Genomic DNA, 22,493 nt, shown 5'->3' on the forward strand with positions numbered 1-22,493 from the left:
ATACCCAGCAGCTTTTTTTAAAATGAAATGAAAATTATTTTTTTGTACCTCTAAGTTTATATTTGTTTTCCTTGTACAAATTTCCTGCTGTAATTACATGTGCCAAAGCATCTTTGGCCAGTTCTTCGTTTAGTTTTACAGGAATCAGGGTCGTATCATTTTTGATTTCAAATTGCAGTGGTTTCAAATTCGGCTGCATAATCACCACCTGATTTTCGACTCTAAAGGCATTGATATCATTAAACTGCATGATGGATCTTCCCTGCACTTTAGCGTCCAGTTTATTCAGGTTTCGTCCCACCATCGGCGTTTCAAACGGAATTCCTAAATAACCCAATAAGGTTGGCGGAATATCGATCTGACTGGCCAGTTTGCTGTATACTTGTCCTTTTTGAACTCCGGGCCCCATTATTAATGCCGGAATATGAAATTTATTGATCGGTACCAGATTCTTTCCGTACGTTCTTGTATTATGATCGGCAATGACAATGAAAATCGTATTTTTAAAATAAGCTTCTTTTTTAGCCATTTCGAAGAATTTTCCAATCGAAAAATCGGCATATTTCATGGCATTATTTACCGTCGCAGGTTTCTGGTCGTATGGTTTTATTCTTCCTGCCGGATATTCAAAAGGTTCGTGATTTGAAGTCGAAAACATTAAGGAGAAGAAAGGTTTGTTGCCTTTTGCCTTAAAATAATTGTTTGCTTTGGTCACTAAATCTTCATCAGAATAACCCCAGGTTCCTTTGAACGCATATTTATTTCCATCGGATTCAAAATCTTCCTGATCCACAATATCCTGAAAACCGTTTCCGTTGAAAAACGAAGCCATATTGTCAAAATTGGCCATTCCGCCATAAATGAAGCTGGTTTCGTATCCTTTTTGTTTTAAAGCATCAGCGAGGGTAAAAAAGCCCTGTTGGGAGTTTCCTAATTTCACCACACTTTCAGATGGTGAAGGCAGAAATCCGGTTACAACGGCTTCGATTCCGCGTACACTTCGGGTTCCTGTGCAATATAAATTGGTAAACAGCAAGCCTTCTTTCGATAATTTATCAAATTCCGGGGTTAATGGTTTTCCGCCTAAAATCCCCACATATTCCGCACCTAGGCTTTCCTGTAAAAAGATCACCAGATTATACGGTTGCTTTACTGTTGTATCGGGCTGCTGTACGTGAAGAAACGGAATTTCAGCATCGGTAAAATCCGTTGGTCCCGCAATCATGTATTTTTTGACACGGGCGATCGCTTCGGCTTCGTCCATTTTTCCGTACATTTTGGTGTTTCCTTCATTTTTAATGGAATACGCCGCAAAAGCAACCGTATAAAAAGAATTCAGTCCCAAAGTATTCGTCAGCTGATCGGTAGAAAAAACCGCATTACTGGCATTGATTGGCCGTTTTGAAGTCAGACTGGAACGGGCTCCGAAAAACAATAAAAACGCCACTACTGGAAAAACGATTAATTTGAATTTATAGGCTGTACTGGTGGTATGAAAAAGTTTTTTCCCTTTTTTGAAAGCAAAATACAAGACCAGCCCCAATATAAGGAAGGTCACAATTATGGAAGTCAGGTAACTTTTCAGGAGCATCCCGACCACTTCCTTTGGATAAATCAGATAATCCAGGAAAATTTTATTCGGACGCGTGTCGTATTGTTTTACAAAATCCGGCGATGCCAATTCTACAAAAAGAATCAGGAACAGGAATAAAAAGCTGTAAATCACCAGAAAGTTATTGGTAAACTTAACCCATTTGTTCGGCAGGAATGTAATCAAAACAAAAGGAAGAAAGGACAGGTAGCATAACAAGATCATGTCCATTCGCAGACCAATTGGAAAAATATACCAGAAGTTTGGTGTTTCGACGACTCTTTCTTTAAACAGAAAAAACAAAAATATTCGACTTAAAGTAGTAATCAGCAATCCGATTGCTATGAAATTAAAAACAGGTTTTAAAAAACTTAATTTTTTCATCAGAAAGATTTAGAGCTTAAAAATATATTGAAAACAAAATTATTCTTCGTAACGGTTTATTTCCCTGTCGTAAAATTCATTTGCCAGAACAATCAAGCCTTCCATTTCTGCATTTAGTTCAGCTTCATCAAGATCTTCGGCCTCTTCCATAAATTCAACCTCATCATCTTTAAGGTTGATAATAAATCTTGGATAATCAAGGTGAACGATAAAAATATCATCTGGAAAATCAGTGTTATCTCCGAGTAAAAATTTAGGTAATTCCATTTTTTAATTTATTTTTTTATGTTTCAAATTTAGTTATTTGCAACTGAATTATTAATTAATTTTTTAGTTAAGTAGTGAAAACGAATATAGAGAAAAATTGCAGCAGAAGTTAATCCGGCCAAAAGTCCAATCCACACTCCCTGTGCTTTCCAGGGCGTATATTCTGCCAAATAGTATGAAATTGGGAACCCAATGACCCAATACGCCACAAATGTAATGTACATGGGTATTTTCACATCCTGTAATCCCCGCAAAGCACCTAAGACAACAACCTGAATACCATCGGAAATCTGAAAAACTGCAGCTATTAAAAGTAATTTTGAAGCAATCTCTATTACTTCTGTATTATCGGTAAGCTGCAATGTATTTTCCATATTCAGGAAGAGATAAGGCAAAATGCTGTGAAAGGCAATAAATACCGCTGCAAAGACAACTTCAAGGATAATGGAAAGCAAAAAGACAGACCGTGCTACAACTACCAGGTTTTTATAATCCATGAGACCTCTCTGATTACTGACACGAATCATAGAAACAACACTAAGCCCCATAGCAAACATAAAAGTCAGGGACGAAAGGCTTAAAGCCACCTGATTGGCTGCCTGACTTGTTTTTCCGATATTGCCGCAAAGCCAGATCGAAGCCGTAAAAAGTACTACTTCAAAAAGCATCTGCATGGCGGATGGCAAACCTAAGCTTATAATTTTCCTAAGTGTTTCTTTTTTGATTTCTTCAAAACTAAAATTCTGAAAGTAGGTTTTAAGCTGTTCTCTTCTCGATAAGATAATGTGCATGAACAGCACCATCATAATTCTTGAAATTACGGTACCCAAAGCCGCACCAACAATTCCCATTTTAGGAAAAATCCAGACGCCGTAAATCAGCATATAGTTAATTCCGACGTGAATTATATTGGCAATAATAATCGCATACATCGAGTATTTGGTCATGGATAAGCCATCTGCAAATTGTTTGTAGCCCTGATAGATAATAAGCGGCACCAGTGAAAAGGCCACCCAGGCCAGGTAAGGTTTTGCCAGGACAATAACATCTGCAGGCTGGTGCAGTAATTCCATCAAAGGCATGGCCAGCACAATTACTCCGAAAAGCAAAACGCCCAGAATGATACATAAAAACAATCCGTGATGAAACGCAGCACGAATTTTCGATTCATTTTTTTCTGCATCGGCCTCTGCTACAATGGGAGTGATAGCGGTAGAAAATCCTATTCCTAATGACAGCGCTATAAATATCATACTATTTCCAAGTGAAACCGCTGCGAGTTCCGTACTTCCCAATTTACCTACCATTATATTATCGACAATACCAATTAAGGTATGGCCGACCATTCCCAGTATGATAGGGTACGCTAATCTTAAATTATAGGAGAACTCTTTTGTGTAATTTTTTAAATTCAATTTTACTGCTTTTAAGTCGGCAAAGATACTCAGAAGCTTTGAATTCTTTTCTATTATCAAAAATATAAGCCAATATTAAGAATAAGTGTAATAATCCTGAGATTATATAACAATTGTCAAGAATTATATAACAAAGCTCAAACCGTTAGATTTTACTTTTACACTATTAATAATTAAAAAAAATTGTCATGATGAAATCAGGAAATCTAAAAATGTTATGCCTAGCAGTTATTGCTTTATTATACGCCAACACAACTTTCGCTCAGGACAGTGAAATTAAAAATTACGATCAGGGATTCAGATTGGGATTTGGAATTAATGGTGGTATACCAACTGACAACGATTATGATTGGGCACTTGGTGGGGATGTACGTCTGCAATATGACTTAACGAAAAGAACATCATTAACCCTGACTACAGGTTTTACGAATTTATTTAACGGAGACGACGCTAAAGATCTTGGCTTTATTCCGGCAAAAGCAGGTTTTAAAGCTTTTGTATGGGAAGATCAATTTTATGTTTTAGGTGAAATCGGTGCCGGTTTTGCTGTAACAAACGGTTACAACGACACAACGTTTTTATGGGCTCCTGGAATTGGGTATGCTAATAAATACATCGATTTAAGTGTTCGATATGAAGATTATCACGATTTCAGAACCAATCAGGTAGCGCTTCGTGTAGCCTACGGTTTTGACTTGTAAAAATACATTTATTTTTATTCTTTTGTTTTTGGTAAAAACCCGGCAGTTGCTCATAGGCTGTCGGGTTTTATATTTTATTTTGCCAGTTCTTTTTTGTACAATTCAAAATTGGCTTTGATTTCCTCATCCAGTTCAGGCTCTTTAATGTCGGTGTATTTTTGCATTTCTTCCCAGATAATTTTGGCTACGATATACCGTGCCATTTCCTTATCGTCGGCAGGAATAATATACCAGGGCGCATGATCGGTTGATGTTTTATTAATGGCCTGCTGATAATATTTCTGATATTCATCCCAGTGTTCACGCTCTTTTAAATCACCAGGGGAAAATTTCCAATTGTGTTTTCCTTCTTCCAGACGGCGCAACAATCGCTGGCGTTGCTCTTCTTTGCTCAGGTGCAGGAAAAATTTCATGACAATAGTGCCGTTTTCAGCAATATGTTTTTCGAAATTATTGATCTGCTCAATTCTTTTTTTCCAAAATTTGGGTTTGATATCTTCGACCGAATTGATTCCGGGCAGGTTTTCACTTAAAATAAATTCCGGATGCACACGTGTTACCAAAACATTCTCGTAATGTGTTCTGTTAAAAATCGCAAATTTTCCTTTTTCGGGAAGCGCGATATAGTGTCTCCATAAATAATCGTGTTCCAATTCGGTTGAATTGGGTGTTTTAAAACTATGCACCACAACACCACGCGGATTAAATTCCTTAAAAACTTCCCGAATCAGACTGTCTTTCCCGGAAGTATCCATTCCCTGAAGACAAATCAGAACGCTGTATTTATTGTGCGAATACATCACATCCTGCAAGTCGCTCAGTTTTGCCTGAACCTTATCCAGTTTTTCTTCTTTTTCGTCATCATCCGCTTTTATATCCAGGAGTGTCGGAATATTTTTTAAACTTACTTTCTTAACAACTTTAAAATCATTTGGATCTATCGATTTCATATTTGAAAATTTTAGGTATTAGTGGTATTTCTTATGTTATTACCGCATCGTAAGGGTAATTTCATAACATTCCGTTTTATCGTACTAGTAAATATAGTACTTTTACGAAGCATATTCCTGCTATTCATTGCAATACTTTTTCAATAAATTGTTTTTTTCCAAGCCATAACAAGAGCTTCCGCCGGTCGCTTTGTTCTGCCGGAAAAAATACAATTTCTCCTCAAAGTATTTTCATTACTATCAGGGCTGGGCACTCTTTTACAAAATAAAATTCATGGAAAAATTCACTTTAGAAATATTATTTCAAATCATCGGAATCGGTTCGGCATCAGGATTATTCTTCAATAACAATTCCCTTTACATCATTGGTGACAACAGCGGATTCTTATACGAATACAACCTGCAGGACCAGCAGTTAAGCCAACATCCTTTAATTGACAATCCATCGCAGAACATTCCTAAAAACATCAAACCGGATTTCGAATCCCTTACCCATCACAAGGATACTTTGTATGTTTTTGGTTCTGGTTCCACCGAAAACAGAAACAAAATGATCGAGTTTGACCTGAAAACCAAAACGATTTTACAAAAAAATAACCTGGTCGACTTATACGGTCTAATGCAAAGTTTCGGAGAAATCAAACCGGAAGATTTCAACCTTGAAGGCTCCATTTTCGATGGGGAAAACTGGTACTTATTCAATCGCGGAAACGGAGTCTCCAATAAAAATACCATTTTTACGATCCACGCTAAAAGCTTAGGGGAAGAATTTGCCCTGGTAGCGACCAACTATAAACTTCCTAAAATAAAAGGGGTTCGTTCCAGTTTTACCGATGCGGTTTTAGTCGACGACAAGATCTATTTCCTTTCAACCGCCGAAGATACCCAATCCACTTACGACGACGGGGAAATTCTCGGAAGTTTCATCGGACGCATCGATCTTAAAACAATGAAAATCGATTTTACCCAAAAAATAACGTCTACCAACAAATTTGAAGGCCTGACTTTCTACAAAAAAGAAAACAACAAAATTGAATTTTTGCTTTGCGAGGATAATGACACGGAGTTATTGGAAACTAAGATTTTTAAATTGAGTTTGCCGGTTAAGTAAATTCAATGTTTTTAACAAGGAAGAGAGATAAGACGCACTGCTGTGCGCCTCTACAGCGGTAGAACCGCTGCTGCGCCCCTCTACGATAAACCTTTGTCGCTTTGCAACTCTGAACCTTTGAACCTTTGAACCTTTTTTAAAAAAAATCATCCTCCTCCCAACCTTTTTATCTTTTTAACCCTCTTTAGTATAAAGACAACAATTGTGATAAACGAAACTCAGATTTCCAACTGCAAAAAAATGCAACGTGATGCGCAGCGTCAGGTGTATGAGTATATGGCTCCAAAGCTGTATCGCCTCTGCAAGCGATACCTAAAAAAGGAAGAGGAAATAGAAGAAGCGCTTGCCGATGCTTTCTATACCATATTTACCAAAATAGAACAGCTCAAGGAAGTTCAGGCTTTTGAGGCCTGGGCCAGAAAAATAACGGTGAACCATTGTTTGGCGACTATTAAGAAAAATACAAATTTCAATATGTATCTTGATGATGTCAAATTGCTGTCACAACCTTTTACGGACGAAATTACGCATTTAGAAGAAGAAGATTTACTCAATTTATTGAACCATATTCCGGATGGCTGCAAAACTGTTTTTAACCTCTTTGTCATAGAAGGTTACGGACATAAAGAAATAGCGGCCATGCTCAACATTTCTGAAGGCACCTCAAAATCACAATTGAATGCTTCCAAAACCAAGCTCAAGGAATTAGTAAACAAATTGTATTATCAAAAAGCAAAATAGTCATGGACAATCACGATAAATTATTCGAAAAAATAAAAGAAGCTTCGCACAACGCCGAGAGCAAAGATTTTCCCGCAATGGATAAAGTCTGGTCCCGCGTTGAAGAAAAACTGGACAAAAAAGAAGATAAAAAAACAATCGCATTATGGAAAAAAATTGCCATTGCCGCTTCTCTGCTATTGGTGATTTCTTTAGGTTCCCAATTTATAAAAACAAACCATACCTCAACTATTCCGGAAACGAACCCGGTAGTAACGAACGAAACCCAAAAAGAACCGATTCAAACCGGGTTAGAAAAAAATAAAATTGCAACTTCTGAAGATTCAGGAATAGTATCGAAAACAGAAGCCACAGAAATTCTGAACAATCAAATAAAGCAGCAGGAAAAAGTAGCCCTTCACGAAACACAAAGTGCGAACAGAGCAACAACCGCTTATGAAGCAGCTCCTTCAATTGCAGCTGATGAAGTTGCGGCACCTGCTCCGTCTATATCTTCGGGTTTTTCAAGTGAAGAAGATTCGGTTGAAAAAGACAAGGCTTTTGCTCCCGTTGCAGCTTCAAAACCGCTAAAAGGCGAATCTTACCGAATGGCTGCTGCCGAGCAAGAAACTCAGAAGGCCAAAAAAAGCGCCCCTCTGGTAATCCTGAACGGAAAAGCAATCTCCCATACAGATGACAAAAAAAGAGATCAGATGATGCAGGGCGAACTTTCGAACTTAAATCCTGAAAATGTAGAATCACTGGTAGTTCTGGACGAGCCATTATATATTATTGACGGCAATTATTATTCCGAAGATGATCTGTTCGGGAAAGATCCAAAAAGCCCCTATGCACCCTTAAACAGACAGGAGATCAAAACCATTACTATCCTTCAGGATCTTGAAGCTACTGAAAAATATGGTGAAAAAGGAAAAAAAGGAGTTGTCATAATCACCACCAAAACCGGAAAACCAGCTCCGCAGCAATAGCAAAAACTTCACTTAAATTTACTATCATGAAAAGTTTCAAACTTCTTTCATTAGTCCTTGTTATGCTTACAGGTTTCGTATCCGCTGCGCAGCAAAAAACAATAACGGGAACTGTTTCCGATTACAATGCTGTTCTGCTGGCCGGAGCGTCTGTTAAAATTCAGCAATCAGGAAAAGAAACTGCCACCAATTTCGATGGGGAATATACAATTGCTGCCCAAAAAGGAGATACACTTGTTTTTAGTTATGTGGGATGTCAGGTACAAAAACAAGTCGTAGGAAATGAAAATATAATTAAAGTAAAACTAACTGCCACTTCTCCACTTCCTGAAAGAACTGGTTATAATCCGGAAATGGCTGACAAAAAGAACAAGAAACAATATCTCCCGCTAAAGGAATCCCAAATCAGCACTATTGACTCTGTTGCATCTAAAAGCGAACCGTTGTTTATTGTTGACGGGATTCCTGTGAAATCAGGACAAATAGCCAAAATTAATCCCTATGACATTGAGAATATCAGCGTCTTAAAAGAAAAAGAGGCTACGGCGCTGTATGGCACAAGAGGGTATTACGGAGCCATTATTATCGTTACGAAAAACGAAATTTACAAGAACCTTTCAGAAGAAGAAATAGCTGTTGAGTTAATGAAGCTTCCGGTACCTTTCTCAAAAAAAGAAACCAGGCGAGATTAAATTATTAAAGTGTTTGAAATCGCCTTAGGCTTCATTATAGTTATTTTACTACATTTGGTTTTTAATAAAAGCCTTTATAAAATTAACTTTAAATAAAATTTAATGAATCCAATTTTAAATCAGAATTTATTCCTTGTAAAAGAGCATGTTGGTATGTTTAAAGCAGCTAACAACTATGATATTTATAATCCGGAAACCAATCAGATCATCATGAATTGCCGCGAAAACAATCTGGGCTTTTTCACCAAAGTATTTCGTTTTACTGATTATAAAAGAATGACTCCTTTTGATGTGGAAATTACGACTGCTTCCGGTGAAAAATTAATTACGGTGAGACGTGGTGTTGCCGTTTTCCGTTCGACTGTTGAAGTTCTGGATGAAAAGGACCGTCTGGTAGGGACTTTCAAGCAAAAGTTCTTTTCTTTTGGAGGTAAATTCGAAATTCTGGATAAGAATGAAAGACCTTGTGCCACCCTTCAGGGAAAATGGACAGGCTGGGATTTTAAATTTTCGCATGAAAACAGGCAATTGGCTCAGGTAAGCAAAAAATGGGCAGGAATGGGTAAAGAGCTTTTTACCAGTGCCGACAATTATGTACTTCAGATTGAAGAGCATGTAGCAGCTGACAGTCCGTTGAGACAATTAATCCTTGGAGCTGTTATGTGTATCGATATGGTACTGAAAGAATAAGAAAGTTGTTAAACTTAGATTAAGAAAATACCGGAAAGCATCATTTTAGCCATCAAAAGAATTATTTTTGTGTCACTAAGAATGATGCTTTCTGCATTTCAAAAAATACGACCATGACAGATTTAAAAAATAAAAATGCCCTGATTACCGGCGCCGGAAAAGGAATCGGAAAAGCAATTGCTATAGCTTTAGCCAAAGAAGGCGTCAATGTAATCCTGATTTCAAGAACGCAGGCTGATGTCGATCATCTGAGTGCTGAAATTTCCAGTTTAGGTGTAAAAGCGCTGGCTTTAAGTGCTGATGTTTCAGATATTACTTCTATCAATACAGCAGTAGAAAAAGCATTGGCCGAGTTTACTAACATTGATATTTTAATAAACAATGCCGGTATTGCTGCTTTTGGAAAATTCCTTGAACTGGAACCAGCTGCCTGGGAGAAAATCATTCAGGTGAATTTAATGGGAACGTATTACACGACCCGCGCTGTTTTACCTAATATGATAGAAAGACAAACCGGCGACATCATCAACATTTCTTCTACGGCAGGTTTAAACGGAAATGCTTTAACCAGTGCCTACAGTGCTTCTAAATTTGCGGTTTTGGGTTTAACCGATTCGCTAATGCAGGAAATGAGAAAACACAATATCCGTGTTACGGCACTAACGCCAAGTACAGTGGCCACCGATTTGGCGCTGGACTTAAACCTAACTGACGGAAATCCCGAGAAAGTAATGCAGCCGGAAGATATCGCCGAATTGATCATTGCCCAGCTTAAATTAAGCCGCAGGGTTTTCATTAAAAACAGTAGTATCTGGTCAACAAATCCGTAGATTAATAAATAAATTCCAATATTTTTTAAATTCCAAATTCCAACTGCCAATTGAATTGGATTTGGAATTTGAAGTTTGGAATTTGGAATTTTCCCCCCAATACAGAGATTGGAATTTAAAAAAAAACAGGATGGAACAATATTTAAGACAATTAATTGCGATAGAATTCACAGATAAAAAAGAAATTTTTACAGGCTTTCTTATTGATTATTCCGATGACTGGATTTTACTGAGAAATAATCCTGTCGATTATATTCTGGATGGTTTCGTGATTTTAAAAAACAAAAATATCGAAGCCGTTCACAGGGATCAGGATCTAGCTTTCACTGAAAAAGTAATCCGTATGAAAGGTTTGAAAACAAATGCCGAAGATATTATTCCGATAAGGGATCTGGCTTCCATTGTAAATTTCATTACTGATAAATACGGTATTTTCCAGATTTCAAAAAAATCGGCCAAATCTGCCTATTTAGGCAAATTAATCGAATTGACCGACGAAGAACTGACAATTGACTTCGTGGATATAAAAGGAAAGTTTGGAGGGGAACTAAGCTTCAATCCGCAAAAAATAAGAGTAATTGAATTCGATACGGATTATATCAATTCCCTGAAATTGGTGATTCAGGAAGATGCGAAGTAAAATATACTTTTTCAACATCGTAAATCTAACATTTGTCTGAACTTTAGTAGCCAAGTTTAGGTTTCCAGCTAAACAAAACAACCCTTGAAAATTCAAGGGTTGAAAGTTTTTCTCCAAATATTGTTTTTTTTCGCAGGTAGTGAAAAATATAAATTCCGAATAAAGGAGGTCAAAACAAATTGAAGATGTATCCTCTTTTTGGAATTGCTTTTTAACCTTTAGATAAAGGGTCAATATACTCCCAAACATCAGTATCTTTTCGGTCATCTGGTATTGCTGTCCATTGATGGTAATCAAGATCTTTTTTCAATCTAAAATAATCTACCTCACCTGAAGGCTTAATATGTATAAAGCAGTCTCCGGCATTACCACGATTGCGACTTTCCGGGTACGGTCCTAAGAATTCGTCAATTAACTCCCAAGTATCATCACCACTCTGGTTCCTCTCCGGAAGAATAAAATTTGGTTTGACAGCATTATTTTTAAGTACAAAAGCTCTTTGAAATAGAGGAGCCCCTTCATTTATAAAAGGATTTGACTGATTAAAATATGGAGCCATATAAATTTTATTTATGAGCTCTTCTGAGGGATCTAAGACTTTTAAAGTCCATTGTTTATTTTCGTCCAGGTGAAAGTAGGCAGGGTCTGACCCGTAATACTCTTCCAATCCCCTCTCGGCATGAGGAAATAAAGCGACAGGGCGACCATTAACCGGATCAATATAAAAGCTGTTTTTTCTGGAATTAATTCTGAAAAGCACCAGCGACTTCAGATTTTTGTCATACATTGAATAAAGAAAGTCTATTTTTGAGTAAAATGATATAAATGGCGGATCTAAATCTTCTGCCATATAGGAGAAATATTTTCTTAGCACCTCTGCATCATCATAATATTTTGGTTTGAGGTACTTACCGTTGAGCTCGAATCTATGCGAGATAAAATCTATCATATTTTCTTCCATTTGGATATAATTCCGACCATCTTCTGTATCGAAATCCAGTTTACCAAAGTAATAAACGGCTTTATTTCCGATGTTACTATGAAGACTTTGAGGATTGAGTCTGTTGTTTCCACGCAAAAACCTGTACATCTCCTCCGAGGTTTGGTATTGCTCTGGTGTCATAGCAGTCGTATTAACAGCACTTTTTTTTGCTGCCAAATTGGTCTTAGAACCAGAATCTTCTGCATCAAGATTGGGATTTTCACAAGAAAATAAACATAAAAAAGACAGTAGTAAAACTAAACGTCCCATTCGAAGGGTTATAAATCTCTTTTTCATAATAAAAAAATTTAAAAATTAGCGATTTACAAATATTTGAAATTTTTCTTACAAAAAGAAAATTAAACTACTCGAAGTAACAAATAGCAGATCGAAGTAATAAATGGCATTTTTTAGATATTAACGGAAAAAAACGATAATAGAATTTGTTTCTTTCCAGGCAAAAATCGGTATACCGATTCCGTATTTTAGGATTTAAAACGACAGTAGTACAATAGAAATGAACAAGTTATAAAAAAAATGAACCTTTTTTTATACTAATAATAGCTACAATATTTTCGCTACAGACCAAAACTATCACAAGCATACGGCATTTTCAGATTTGTATAAAATATGCCAAATCTGCTTATTTAGGAAAAGTGATTGAAATAACTGATAAAGAACTTACCATCGATTCCCGGACATAAAAGGACAGTTTGGTAGTGAACTAAGTTTTAATCCGCAGAAGATTAGTGTGATTGAATTGGCTACCGATTATATCAATCCTTTGAATTAGTGAGTCCTGAACATCAGAAATAAAACATTGGCCTTTTCAAAGGTTTTAAAAAACAAGAAAGCCCTTTTGATAAAGGGCTTTCTTGTTTTTGTCATTTGGAACGAAATGACTCGTAATTCGTTTTTTAGGCTTCCGCCAGTTTATTTAAAAACTCCAGGCGAACACTTCCGTCTTCATCTATTTTTGTTAGATTAATTTCCTGTAATGTATTGACTAATTCAGGATTCCAGGGTGTTTTTACTTTTACGTAGTTTTCGGTGAAACCGTGAATGTAACCTTCTTTATTTTCGCTTTCAAATAAAACAGTCCTGTTGGTCCCAATCTGGCTTTCGTAAAAAGCACGGCGTTTTTTAACTGATAAGCCACGTAACATTTTACTGCGTTTGGCCCTTACGTTTGCAGGAACAATTCCGGGCATATTTGCGGCTTCAGTATTGTCTCTTTCCGAATAGGTAAATACGTGTAAATAGGAAATATCCATTTCATTCAGAAAATGGTAGGTTTCTAAAAAGTGCTCATCCGTTTCTCCCGGAAAACCGACAATTACATCGACACCGATACAGGCATGCGGCATCACTTCGCGGATTTTATTGACACGTTCGGTATATACTTCGCGTAAATAACGGCGTTTCATTAATTTTAAAATATCATTACTTCCGGATTGTAACGGGATATGAAAATGTGGTACAAAAGTTCTGCTTTTCGAAACAAAATCAATGGTTTCATTTTTCAACAGATTAGGTTCAATGGATGAAATTCGCAAACGTTCAATTCCTTCTACTTCGTCCAGTGCCTGAACTAAATCCAGAAACGTATGTTCGTGTTTTTTATTTCCGAATTCCCCTTTTCCGTAATCACCGATATTGACTCCGGTTAAAACAATTTCTTTAATGTTCTGAGTCGATATTTCTTTGGCATTTTGCAACACGTTTTCAAGGGCATCACTTCGTGAAATTCCTCTTGCCAAAGGAATTGTACAATACGTACATTTATAATCACAACCGTCCTGTACTTTCAAAAAAGCACGGGTACGGTCACCGATAGAATAACTTCCAACATAAAAGTCGGCTTCAGCAATTTCGCACGAGTGAACCTCACCCATATCGTTTTTGCTTAAGTCATGAATATAATCGGTAATTTTAAATTTTTCCGTCGCTCCCAGCACCAAATCAACGCCATCGACAGCTGCTAATTCTTCGGGTTTTAGTTGCGCGTAACACCCAACTGCGGCCACAAAAGCTTTTTCGTTAAGTTTCATTGCTTTTTTTACCACCTGCTTAAATTGCTTATCGGCATTCTCTGTAACCGAACAGGTATTGATCACATAAATGTCGGCTACTTCTTCAAAATCGACACGATCAAAACCTTCATCATTAAAATTTCGGGCGATTGTGGAAGTTTCTGAGAAATTCAGTTTGCAACCAAGCGTATAAAAGGCAACTTTTTTTCTATTTTCCATAGGAATACACTACATTTTAAGTAGTAAGATATTATATTTACATCTTCAATTGAAGAGTTTGCAAATTTACATACAATATTCTTTAAAATAAAATCAATAATATACTATATATCAACATTTTGCATTAATCGAACATTTAAATTTGACTGAAAAACTATAAGCGCAACCCGGTAATATCTAAAATATGTTTTATCTTTAAAAGATCGCAAAACTTATTTCAATAAGAATAAAATGACAAAAACATCGATTAAATGCAAATAATATCGATTAAATACATTTTTTTGATAATTAAATTAAAATTTTCTTACATTTAGCTTTCAAAAAGATGCTTTGTACCCAAAAGGTTAAGCAATTAAAAATTTAACATAAATAAATTAATTTAGCAACAGATTTTACCATAACAATTTTGATATTTTGTCGTTATGTTGTTGTTTTGTTTAATAAAAATAAAATGGGAAAGCCGAAAACCATAAAGAGTAGGCAAAAATTAAAAACTCCAAACTTATTATGAAAGCATTTTTACCCACAATCTGCTTGATGTTCTTAACCATTTTCAGTTCGCAAGCGCAAACTGCTGCTGCTCCGGCTACTAATCCGTTCCCATCAATTAGTACATTAACTGGCTGGGCAAGTTTAAACTCTCAATCGCAATTTGATATTGCCATTCGTGCTGTGGGATTTAAATTTGAAGTGAAGGAACCAGGAGAAGGATCAACTGCATATACTTACATCCGTAAAGTAACTGTAAATGAAGTGAACTATACTGATAGAATTGTTTACAGAATTACCAACAATAATTCTGCAAGTATCATTTCATTGGTAACTGCTTCTACAGACTTAGTTAGTTTGTACACACCGCAATTGGCTACTTTTAAAAACAACAATTGCAAAACAGAAATGTCTAAAGATAAAAATACAACTTGTACTTGTTACGAAAGTGTAAATTTTGCCATCGATCTTTGCGACGAACGCGTAAAATTAACAATGGGTGACGGAAATAAATATTTTGTTTCTGTAGCTAAAAAATAATTCTGAATACTCAGAAACTAAACTTCGAGCTGTTTTCCAAATCTTTTTAAATCTTCAGGAGTAAGTTTAAAAAGGTTTGGGATGCATTTCTTAGGAAAATTTATATGTTTGGATTCTTTGCTTCGTACCAAACGGTCATTTCTTCTTCATGTTCAAAAGAATTGACGTACTGCAAACCCAGCTTTTCTAAAATTCTTCGGGAGTTCTCATTCCCTTCATCCGCATAAGCATAAAGAGCGTCTACTTTCATTACATTAAAAGCATACGCTGTAAAAGCTTTTCCGGCTTCAGTAGCATACCCTTTTCCCCAGTGTCTTTCGATGAAACGATATCCAATTTCATAAAAATTTTTATGATTATTGATTTCATCAGTTATAAATTTGATTCCCGACCAGCCTAAAAATTCGTTTGTTTCTTTTAGGATAACTGCCCAACGGCCTGTGCCAAAATCTTTATATTGCTGTTGCACAAATTCAATGTAAGCACGACTTTCGTCAATGTGAGTAATAGGTTTATTCCCTAAATACGTATGTACATTTGGATTAGAATCCAATTCAAACATGCCGGCAGCATCTGAAGGAAGAAATTCCCTTAAGATCAGACGTTCTGTTTCAATTGGTTTTTTCATATTCTAAGTTAAAATATAACGCTGCACTACCTCAGCCACTCCGTCATTATTATTGGAAGCCACAATTACATTAGCCCTGTCGCGTAATTCAGGGGTTACATTATCCACCCAAACACCAAGTCCGGCATATTCAATCATGGTGAGGTCATTTCCGGCATTTCCTACTGCAATAATTTCACTTTGATGAATATTGAGCTTTGCTGCCAGAAGTTTCAGACTCGCCGCTTTATCGATTCCCTGCTGAGCCGCTTCTAAAAAGAAAGGTTTAGACATGGCAACACTTAAATGAGGCATCGCTACTTTTAAATCTTTTTCGACTTGTTTTAAATAAGACGGTTCTTCCAATAAAATACACTTTACTGCCGGTCTGTCTACCGCATCCTTAAAACTTGGCACTTTGCGATGTGGCAATCCGGTTATCTCTTTTTCAATTTCGATATACTCTGAATCTGTTTCACTGATAATTTCATTATCCAGATAAGTAATGATGTGGGTTTTCATCTTCACACTATAATCGTACAATTCATGGATCTGTTCGATTGTCAGTTTTTGCTCAAATAAAATAAGATCTTCTTTTACCGTGCTAATAATAGCTCCGTTAAATGAAATGATAAACGAATCGTTTAAATCTAATTCTAATTCTTTGGCATAGGCAGTCATCGCAGAAGTCGGGCGGCCGGAAGCCAAAACCACGTAAACGCCTTTGGCCTGAGCTTCAAGAAGCACTTTTTTATTTAATTCCGAAATTTTATGATCGTCAGTCAACAAGGTATCATCCATGTCGAGCACCAGCATTTTGTATTGCATGTTTTTTTAGTTTTAAGCCGCAGTCGAAGTAGACAGTGTTGTAGCTGTGAACTGAGACTGATTACTTTTACTTACTTTATATCAATCTGTTTTCTGTACTGAGACTAAAAACTGAGACTGAAAACTTATCTAAATACTCATTCTGAAATCCTCGATAACAGGATTTGCTTTTGCGAAATCTGTTTCTTGTATAAAGACTTCCACTGCCAGATCGGTTTGGCCAAAACCACCTAATCTTGCCGATTGAATATTATCTTTTTTTGTAGTTTCTACTCCTGCTTCTTCTAATCTTTGCTGTAAAGCAATGGCTAGTACTTCACTTCCTGAAAACACCTTCATTAATCCCATAACATTTTATTTTTTATAATTATTTAATTCTTACTCTAAAATTAGTTTTAACTGATTCTGAAATTCATTATTTTCATTCATTCCAATATGATCCTGATCCCTCAATGGATAAAAATGCCCATTTGATTTTAATATTTTACCCAGGCGAATGGAATTTTCATAAGGAATCAGTTGATCCTGCGTTCCATGAAAAATATAAATCGGGCCTTTAATTTTGGGCAAATATTCATATGTTTCAAAATGAAACTTTTTCATAAAGTCCGGAAAAAACGGTACTCTGGTACTTGATAATTGCGTAAAACTAAAATATGGAGCCTGCAAAAGTAAAGCTTTGGGATTATTTTCCGAAGCCAAAATAGCTGCAAGTCCTGAACCAATTGAATACCCGGCAACAATAATTTTATTTTCCGGATATCGTTTTTTTAATGTTCTATAAACAATAGAAATATCTTTATTTAATTGTTCTTCATTTTCAATTTCACCTTCACTTTTACCAAAACTTCTGTAATCTAAAATAAAAATATCATATCCTAAATTAGTATATGTACTCGCTATTTTGCCCCAGGTTTCTAATGTGCCGGCATTTCCGTGAAGATAAAAAACCAGCCCTTTGGATTTCTCCGATTTAAACAGAAGCCCATTCAGCCTTGCGCCATCAAAGGACTTAATGTTTAATTCCTCATACTTTTGGTGATAATCAAACCGATACTCTTTTGAAAGTTTTTCACTCTGAAATACCATTCCAACCTGATTGAAATAAACATAGGAAACAATAATAACATAAATAACAACGAAAAAAACTAAAAGTACAATCGATAAAAATTTAAATGTTTTTAATATCTCCATGAATACTTTTAAATAGATTATTCTTCTTCAATCTGATCTTCTTCTTCGTCCAGTTCTTCTCCTTCTTCATCCATATCAAAAAGGTAAGGCTCCAATAACATTTTATCAGCCAAAATTTCGATGCGTTCCGTTAGCACCTCAGCGAAAATAAGACGCTGTGTTTTTGTAATACTATTTGAAATACGCATGATTTTAGTTTCATGACGCAACTTTAAAATCGGATCTGCATCATCCAGAATAAACATTTTAAGACGGTTTACATTGTAACCTGCCGTCGTAAACATATCGCTCAATTTATTTGGCGTTCCGATTAAAACATCAACTCCTGTAGAAATATAGTTTTTATCGTAATCCATATCTCCTTTGTCATGAACCCCATACACTTCAAGGTCGGTATATTTTCCGTATTTCGCAAAAAGTTCAACCATTTCCAATACTTTGGTTTTGTCTTCCACAATAATCAAAGCTCTTGGTGATTCTTCTACCTGACCTGCCAATTGCTGAATGACATTCAGAACAATTGTCGTTGATTTCCCGCTTTGTTTTGGAGAAAGAATAATACAGTCAGAGCCACTTTTTATAGTCGAAAAAGTTTCTTTCTGTAATATATTAGGTTCTGTCAAACCGTTTTCTATTAAGGCGTCCTGTAGCTTCTCGTTTATCTTTTTTAGTTTCATTTTTTTTTAATGCTGTAAGCTGCAGGCTGTAGGCTATAAGCTGTAGGCCGTGCGCAAATTGATTTACTATTTAATGCTATAGGCTTTAAGCTATAAGCTGTAGGCCCCATGCAATTACTTTATTTATTTTAATGCTGTAAGCTATAGGCTATACGCTGTAAGCCTTGAGCAAGTACTTTATTTTTTTAACTTTCTTTTATCACAGTAGACACAGGGCAGTAAGCTTAAAGCCTAAATCGTATAGCCTAAAGCTTTTATTTAGTGGCAAACATTTTTACGTCTGTTTCCGAGATTTCGTTTCCACCAAGGATAATCAGTCTTTCTATTACATTTCGAAGCTCACGGATATTTCCTGTCCAGTCGTATTCCTGTAATAATTGTATCGCCTGGGCAGAAAATACTTTAACGGCATTTCCCTGCTCTGAAGCAATTTTCTCTGTAAAATGCGCAATCAAAGCCGGAATATCGTCACGTCTTTCATTTAAGGGCGGAACCTTAATTAAAATTACAGCCAGTCTGTGGTATAAATCTTCACGGAAACGGCCTTCTGCAATTTCTGTTTTTAGATCTTTATTGGTGGCTGCTACCACGCGCACATCTACTTTTATGTCTTTTTCGGCACCGACCCTGGTAATCATACTTTCCTGCAGGGCTCTTAAAACTTTGGCTTGCGCCGAAAGGCTCATATCACCAATTTCATCCAGGAAAATAGTTCCTTTATCTGCTGCCTCAAATTTTCCGGCACGGTCTTTCACTGCCGAGGTAAAAGCACCTTTTACGTGTCCGAACAACTCACTTTCGATTAGTTCACTTGGAATCGCCGCGCAGTTTACTTCAATCAGAGGGAAATTAGCGCGTTCGCTTTTTTCATGTAACTGATGTGCCACTAATTCTTTTCCGGTTCCGTTTGGTCCCGTAATCAAAACTCTCGCTTCGGTTGGAGCCACTTTGTCAATCATCAGTTTAATATGACTGATGGCTTCGCTTTCCCCCACCATCTCGTAATTCTTACTGACTTTTTTCTTCAGGATTTTATTCTCAACTACCAGTTGTTTTTTATCTAAAGCATTACGAACCGTATTTAACAAACGGTTCAAATCCGGCGGTTTTGAGATATAGTCAAATGCTCCCAGACGCATGGTATGAATAGCTGTTTCCATATCACCATGACCTGAAATCATAACCATCGGAATTTCCGGTTTTATTTTTTTTGTTTCTTCCAAAACATCAACCCCATCCATTTTTGGCATTTTGATATCACACAAAACCAAATCGTAGTCGTTGTTTTTTATTTTTTCAAGACCTGCAACACCGTCTTCCGCTTCGTCTACCTGATAGGTATCATTTTCTTCTGATAAGATCTTTACCAAAACTCTTCTGATCGCTGCTTCGTCTTCTATGATTAGTATTTTACTCATATTTTTGAGGTTCTAAGTTGCAAAGGTGCAAAGGTACAAAGTTTAAAACCTTTGTCACTTTGTGCCTTTGAACCTTTGTTACTGTAAATTAATATTTAAGCCATTTATACAATTCCTTCCAGGTGGGTTTCTTTCCGTACATTAAAATACCGACACGGTAGATTTTTGCAGCGAACCATACTACAAGGAAAAACGTAGCAAACAATAATGATACCGAAATCGCAATTTGCCACCACGGCACTCCAAATGGAAGTCGCATCAGCATGACAATCGGTGAGGTTAGCGGAATCATTGAAAATACTACTGCTATAGTTCCGTGCGGATCATTCACGACAGTGAAGAAACCAATATAGACACTAAGAATAAGCGGCATAATAATAGGCAGCAGAAATTGTTGGGAATCGGTCTGATTGTCAACAGCAGCTCCGATTGCAGCATAGAATGAACTGTATAAGAAATAGCCTCCGATGAAATACACCACAAAACCAATTAATATACTGGCAATCGGTAAATTCCATAATTCAGCAATGTACATTTGCGCCGGACCTGACAATTCCTGTTGTGCAGAATGCATTAATTCTGGCGAAATTCTGGCTGTTGGTCCAACATTGACACCAAAAAATGCCGAAGCGGCAAACATTAAGCCGAGTCCGATAATGGCCCAGATTACAAACTGTAACAGACCTGCCAAAGAAGTTCCCACGATTTTGCCAATCATTAATTGAAATGGCTTTACCGACGAGATAATGATTTCGATAATTCGGTTTGTTTTTTCTTCAATGACACTACGCATGACCATATTTCCGTAAATGATGATGAACATCATAATCAAGTAGCCGAACGCACCGCCGATTCCGATTTTGATCTCGTTCAGCCCCTTCAGGCTTTCTTCTCCGGAAGATTTTGCCAGATGAATATTGACGGTTCCCTGTGCTTTCTGAATCGCTAAAGTATCCAGTTTAGCTTTTTCAAGGTTAATTTTTGTAATTTTCGACGCGATGACATCCTGTGTATTTTCTATAAAAGAAATACTCGGACTGTTATTTGAAATGTAGTTCACTTTAGTTTCCAGCTCACTCAAATTATCCGTTTTGGGAATGACAATCAAGCCACTGAAATTTTCTTTGGTGATACTGTCCTTCAGTGCTTTTACATCAATTTCAGAAAGGTTCAGGTATCTGTACTCCCCGTCTTTCTTGTTCTGTTTTATAAAATCGCCTGCAAATAAACCCGTTTCGTCATGAATTGCAATTCGTTTGGTTTCGGCTTTCATGGAACTCAGATAACCAATAAAACCGGCAATCGCCACAAACAAGAGCGGACTTAAAAAAGTCATGACAACAAAAGATTTATTGCGGACTTTGGCAATAAATTCTCTTTTTATAATTAATGAAATGATACTCATAAATATTTTAATTTTCAAATTCCAAATTCCAATTTTAAACGTCAACATTGGAATTTGGAATTTAATTTTTGGAATTTTAATTTTTATTCTCGGTAACTGTTTGAATAAAAATATCGTTTACGCTTGGGATCTTCTCTACAAAATGGGTTACTTGTCCGCGTTGTGTCAGCAGGTGCAATAATTCATTTGGCGTTGCATTCCCTATTTGAATCTCCAGTTTCAGATCGTCATTCAAAGATTTAAAACTTGCCGGTGAAACGGTAAACTTTTGTGTGATGTCATACATCAGACCCTCTACATTACTGGTCAGGATTCCCACTTCAAAACTGTTTGTTTTAAACTGACGTTTCACATCGACCAATTTTCCTTCGATGAGTTTATTTGATTTATGAATTAAAGCGATATGATCACAAAGCTCCTCCACGCTTTCCATTCGGTGTGTTGAGAAAATAATGGTGGCTCCCTGCTCTTTCAAAGCTAAAATTTCATCTTTAATGACATTGGCATTGACAGGATCAAAGCCTGAAAAAGGTTCATCAAAAATCAGCAGTTTCGGTTTATGAAGGACACAAACCACAAACTGAATTTTCTGTGCCATTCCTTTAGAAAGTTCCTGAATTTTCTTGTTCCACCAGCCCTGAATTCCAAGGCGGTCAAACCAGTATTCCAGTTGTATCTTAGCTTCTGCTTTGGAAAGTCCTTTCATTTGGGCCAGATACAAACATTGTTCCCCCACTTTCATGGAAGTATACAAACCTCTTTCCTCGGGAAGATACCCAATGGTCTGTACGTGTTTGGGCTGTAATCTTTCTCCATCCAGAATTACTTCACCGCTATCGGGCAGCGTAATTTGGTTGATGATTCTGATAAGGGATGTTTTTCCAGCTCCATTAGGACCTAATAGTCCATAAATACTGCCTTTGGGCACATTTAATGAAACTTCGTTAAGCGCTACATAATCACCGTATTGTTTTACGACTTTATGTACTTCGAGTAAGTTGCTCATGCTGTTTTCAGGATTTTCTGCGTCAATTTGACCTTTCGTGGTCTGCGTTTGTAAAAGTAAATAATTCAAAGCGAATCTGCGTATGAATACGCAAAAAACCCATCCTAATATTTTA

At 36.6% G+C, this 22,493-nt stretch carries 23 protein-coding genes; 9 read left to right on the plus strand and 14 right to left on the minus strand.

The window, feature by feature from the left end; genetic code table 11:
- Window positions 1–34 precede the first annotated feature (34 nt).
- From LPB89_RS19055 to LPB89_RS19065, 3 genes are read right to left on the minus strand one after another with little or no spacing between them, the layout of a single operon-like run.
- Entirely contained in the window at window positions 35–1,975 is a 1,941-nt protein-coding gene (locus LPB89_RS19055; protein ID WP_230703248.1) for an LTA synthase family protein, read from the minus strand.
- A 39-nt stretch (window positions 1,976–2,014) separates the two neighbouring features.
- Window positions 2,015–2,242 (minus strand): hypothetical protein, encoded by a 228-nt coding sequence (locus LPB89_RS19060; RefSeq protein ID WP_127339667.1) that lies wholly within the window; start codon window positions 2,240–2,242, stop codon window positions 2,015–2,017.
- A gap of 29 nt (window positions 2,243–2,271) precedes the next feature.
- On the minus strand, window positions 2,272–3,657 hold the full coding sequence (locus tag LPB89_RS19065; protein ID WP_230703249.1) for an MATE family efflux transporter: 1,386 nt from the start codon (window positions 3,655–3,657) through the stop codon (window positions 2,272–2,274).
- A gap of 188 nt (window positions 3,658–3,845) precedes the next feature.
- Between LPB89_RS19065 and LPB89_RS19070 the strand changes: the two genes are divergently transcribed.
- Window positions 3,846–4,358 carry a hypothetical protein gene (locus LPB89_RS19070; RefSeq protein WP_230703250.1) on the plus strand — a complete coding sequence of 171 codons (513 nt, stop codon included), beginning with the start codon at window positions 3,846–3,848 and terminating at the stop codon, window positions 4,356–4,358.
- Between the two features lie 74 nt (window positions 4,359–4,432).
- On the opposite strand, the gene LPB89_RS19075 is transcribed toward LPB89_RS19070, so the two are convergent.
- Window positions 4,433–5,308, minus strand: a complete 876-nt coding sequence (locus LPB89_RS19075) for a PPK2 family polyphosphate kinase (RefSeq protein ID WP_230703251.1) — start codon at window positions 5,306–5,308, stop codon at window positions 4,433–4,435.
- A gap of 274 nt (window positions 5,309–5,582) precedes the next feature.
- Here LPB89_RS19075 and LPB89_RS19080 point away from each other — a divergent pair, with 274 nt between their 5' ends.
- From LPB89_RS19080 to LPB89_RS19110, 7 genes are all read left to right on the plus strand, one after another.
- The gene (locus LPB89_RS19080; RefSeq protein ID WP_230703252.1) at window positions 5,583–6,419 is read left to right on the plus strand and encodes a hypothetical protein; all 837 of its coding nucleotides are present in this window, start codon (window positions 5,583–5,585) and stop codon (window positions 6,417–6,419) included.
- A 240-nt stretch (window positions 6,420–6,659) separates the two neighbouring features.
- A complete protein-coding gene (locus tag LPB89_RS19085; RefSeq protein ID WP_154343219.1) occupies window positions 6,660–7,160 on the plus strand; it encodes an RNA polymerase sigma factor in 501 nt (166 codons plus the stop codon).
- Window positions 7,161–7,162: 2 nt separating this feature from the next.
- Window positions 7,163–8,128: a hypothetical protein gene (locus LPB89_RS19090; RefSeq protein ID WP_230703253.1), complete on the plus strand. Its 966-nt coding sequence runs from the start codon at window positions 7,163–7,165 to the stop codon at window positions 8,126–8,128.
- A gap of 26 nt (window positions 8,129–8,154) precedes the next feature.
- A complete protein-coding gene (locus LPB89_RS19095; protein ID WP_230703254.1) occupies window positions 8,155–8,820 on the plus strand; it encodes a carboxypeptidase-like regulatory domain-containing protein in 666 nt (221 codons plus the stop codon).
- A 102-nt stretch (window positions 8,821–8,922) separates the two neighbouring features.
- Window positions 8,923–9,510: a phospholipid scramblase-related protein gene (locus LPB89_RS19100; protein WP_230703255.1), complete on the plus strand. Its 588-nt coding sequence runs from the start codon at window positions 8,923–8,925 to the stop codon at window positions 9,508–9,510.
- A 113-nt stretch (window positions 9,511–9,623) separates the two neighbouring features.
- Complete coding sequence (locus tag LPB89_RS19105; RefSeq protein WP_230703256.1) at window positions 9,624–10,340, plus strand: 3-ketoacyl-ACP reductase; 717 nt, start codon at window positions 9,624–9,626, stop codon at window positions 10,338–10,340.
- Window positions 10,341–10,470: 130 nt separating this feature from the next.
- Complete coding sequence (locus LPB89_RS19110; RefSeq protein ID WP_230703257.1) at window positions 10,471–10,980, plus strand: hypothetical protein; 510 nt, start codon at window positions 10,471–10,473, stop codon at window positions 10,978–10,980.
- Window positions 10,981–11,191: 211 nt separating this feature from the next.
- Here LPB89_RS19110 and LPB89_RS19115 read toward each other — a convergent pair whose 3' ends face one another.
- Together LPB89_RS19115 and mtaB are read right to left on the minus strand one after the other, a co-directional pair.
- The gene (locus LPB89_RS19115; RefSeq protein ID WP_230703258.1) at window positions 11,192–12,259 is read right to left on the minus strand and encodes a hypothetical protein; all 1,068 of its coding nucleotides are present in this window, start codon (window positions 12,257–12,259) and stop codon (window positions 11,192–11,194) included.
- Window positions 12,260–12,879: 620 nt separating this feature from the next.
- Window positions 12,880–14,214 carry a tRNA (N(6)-L-threonylcarbamoyladenosine(37)-C(2))-methylthiotransferase MtaB gene (gene mtaB, locus LPB89_RS19120; RefSeq protein ID WP_230703259.1) on the minus strand — a complete coding sequence of 445 codons (1,335 nt, stop codon included), beginning with the start codon at window positions 14,212–14,214 and terminating at the stop codon, window positions 12,880–12,882.
- 507 nt (window positions 14,215–14,721) lie between these two features.
- Here mtaB and LPB89_RS19125 point away from each other — a divergent pair.
- Window positions 14,722–15,243: a hypothetical protein gene (locus tag LPB89_RS19125; protein WP_127339655.1), complete on the plus strand. Its 522-nt coding sequence runs from the start codon at window positions 14,722–14,724 to the stop codon at window positions 15,241–15,243.
- 100 nt (window positions 15,244–15,343) lie between these two features.
- Here LPB89_RS19125 and LPB89_RS19130 read toward each other — a convergent pair whose 3' ends face one another.
- From LPB89_RS19130 to LPB89_RS19165, 8 genes are all read right to left on the minus strand, one after another.
- The gene (locus LPB89_RS19130; RefSeq protein ID WP_230703260.1) at window positions 15,344–15,871 is read right to left on the minus strand and encodes a GNAT family N-acetyltransferase; all 528 of its coding nucleotides are present in this window, start codon (window positions 15,869–15,871) and stop codon (window positions 15,344–15,346) included.
- Between the two features lie 3 nt (window positions 15,872–15,874).
- Complete coding sequence (locus LPB89_RS19135; protein WP_230703261.1) at window positions 15,875–16,678, minus strand: Cof-type HAD-IIB family hydrolase; 804 nt, start codon at window positions 16,676–16,678, stop codon at window positions 15,875–15,877.
- Between the two features lie 129 nt (window positions 16,679–16,807).
- Complete coding sequence (locus LPB89_RS19140; RefSeq protein ID WP_059116437.1) at window positions 16,808–17,026, minus strand: putative signal transducing protein; 219 nt, start codon at window positions 17,024–17,026, stop codon at window positions 16,808–16,810.
- Between the two features lie 30 nt (window positions 17,027–17,056).
- Window positions 17,057–17,872, minus strand: coding sequence for an alpha/beta hydrolase (locus LPB89_RS19145; protein WP_230703262.1), 816 nt, complete (start codon window positions 17,870–17,872; stop codon window positions 17,057–17,059).
- A 17-nt stretch (window positions 17,873–17,889) separates the two neighbouring features.
- Window positions 17,890–18,549, minus strand: coding sequence for a DEAD/DEAH box helicase (locus LPB89_RS19150; RefSeq protein WP_230703263.1), 660 nt, complete (start codon window positions 18,547–18,549; stop codon window positions 17,890–17,892).
- Between the two features lie 254 nt (window positions 18,550–18,803).
- Window positions 18,804–19,967 (minus strand): sigma-54 dependent transcriptional regulator, encoded by a 1,164-nt coding sequence (locus LPB89_RS19155; RefSeq protein WP_127339651.1) that lies wholly within the window; start codon window positions 19,965–19,967, stop codon window positions 18,804–18,806.
- An 88-nt stretch (window positions 19,968–20,055) separates the two neighbouring features.
- The gene (locus tag LPB89_RS19160) at window positions 20,056–21,372 is read right to left on the minus strand and encodes an ABC transporter permease (protein ID WP_230703264.1); all 1,317 of its coding nucleotides are present in this window, start codon (window positions 21,370–21,372) and stop codon (window positions 20,056–20,058) included.
- A gap of 76 nt (window positions 21,373–21,448) precedes the next feature.
- Window positions 21,449–22,378 carry an ABC transporter ATP-binding protein gene (locus LPB89_RS19165; RefSeq protein WP_230703265.1) on the minus strand — a complete coding sequence of 310 codons (930 nt, stop codon included), beginning with the start codon at window positions 22,376–22,378 and terminating at the stop codon, window positions 21,449–21,451.
- Between the last annotated feature and the right edge of the window lie 115 nt (window positions 22,379–22,493).

Origin of the sequence: Flavobacterium sp. ENC, assembly GCF_020991415.1 — a bacterium.
Lineage (GTDB): Bacteria > Bacteroidota > Bacteroidia > Flavobacteriales > Flavobacteriaceae > Flavobacterium.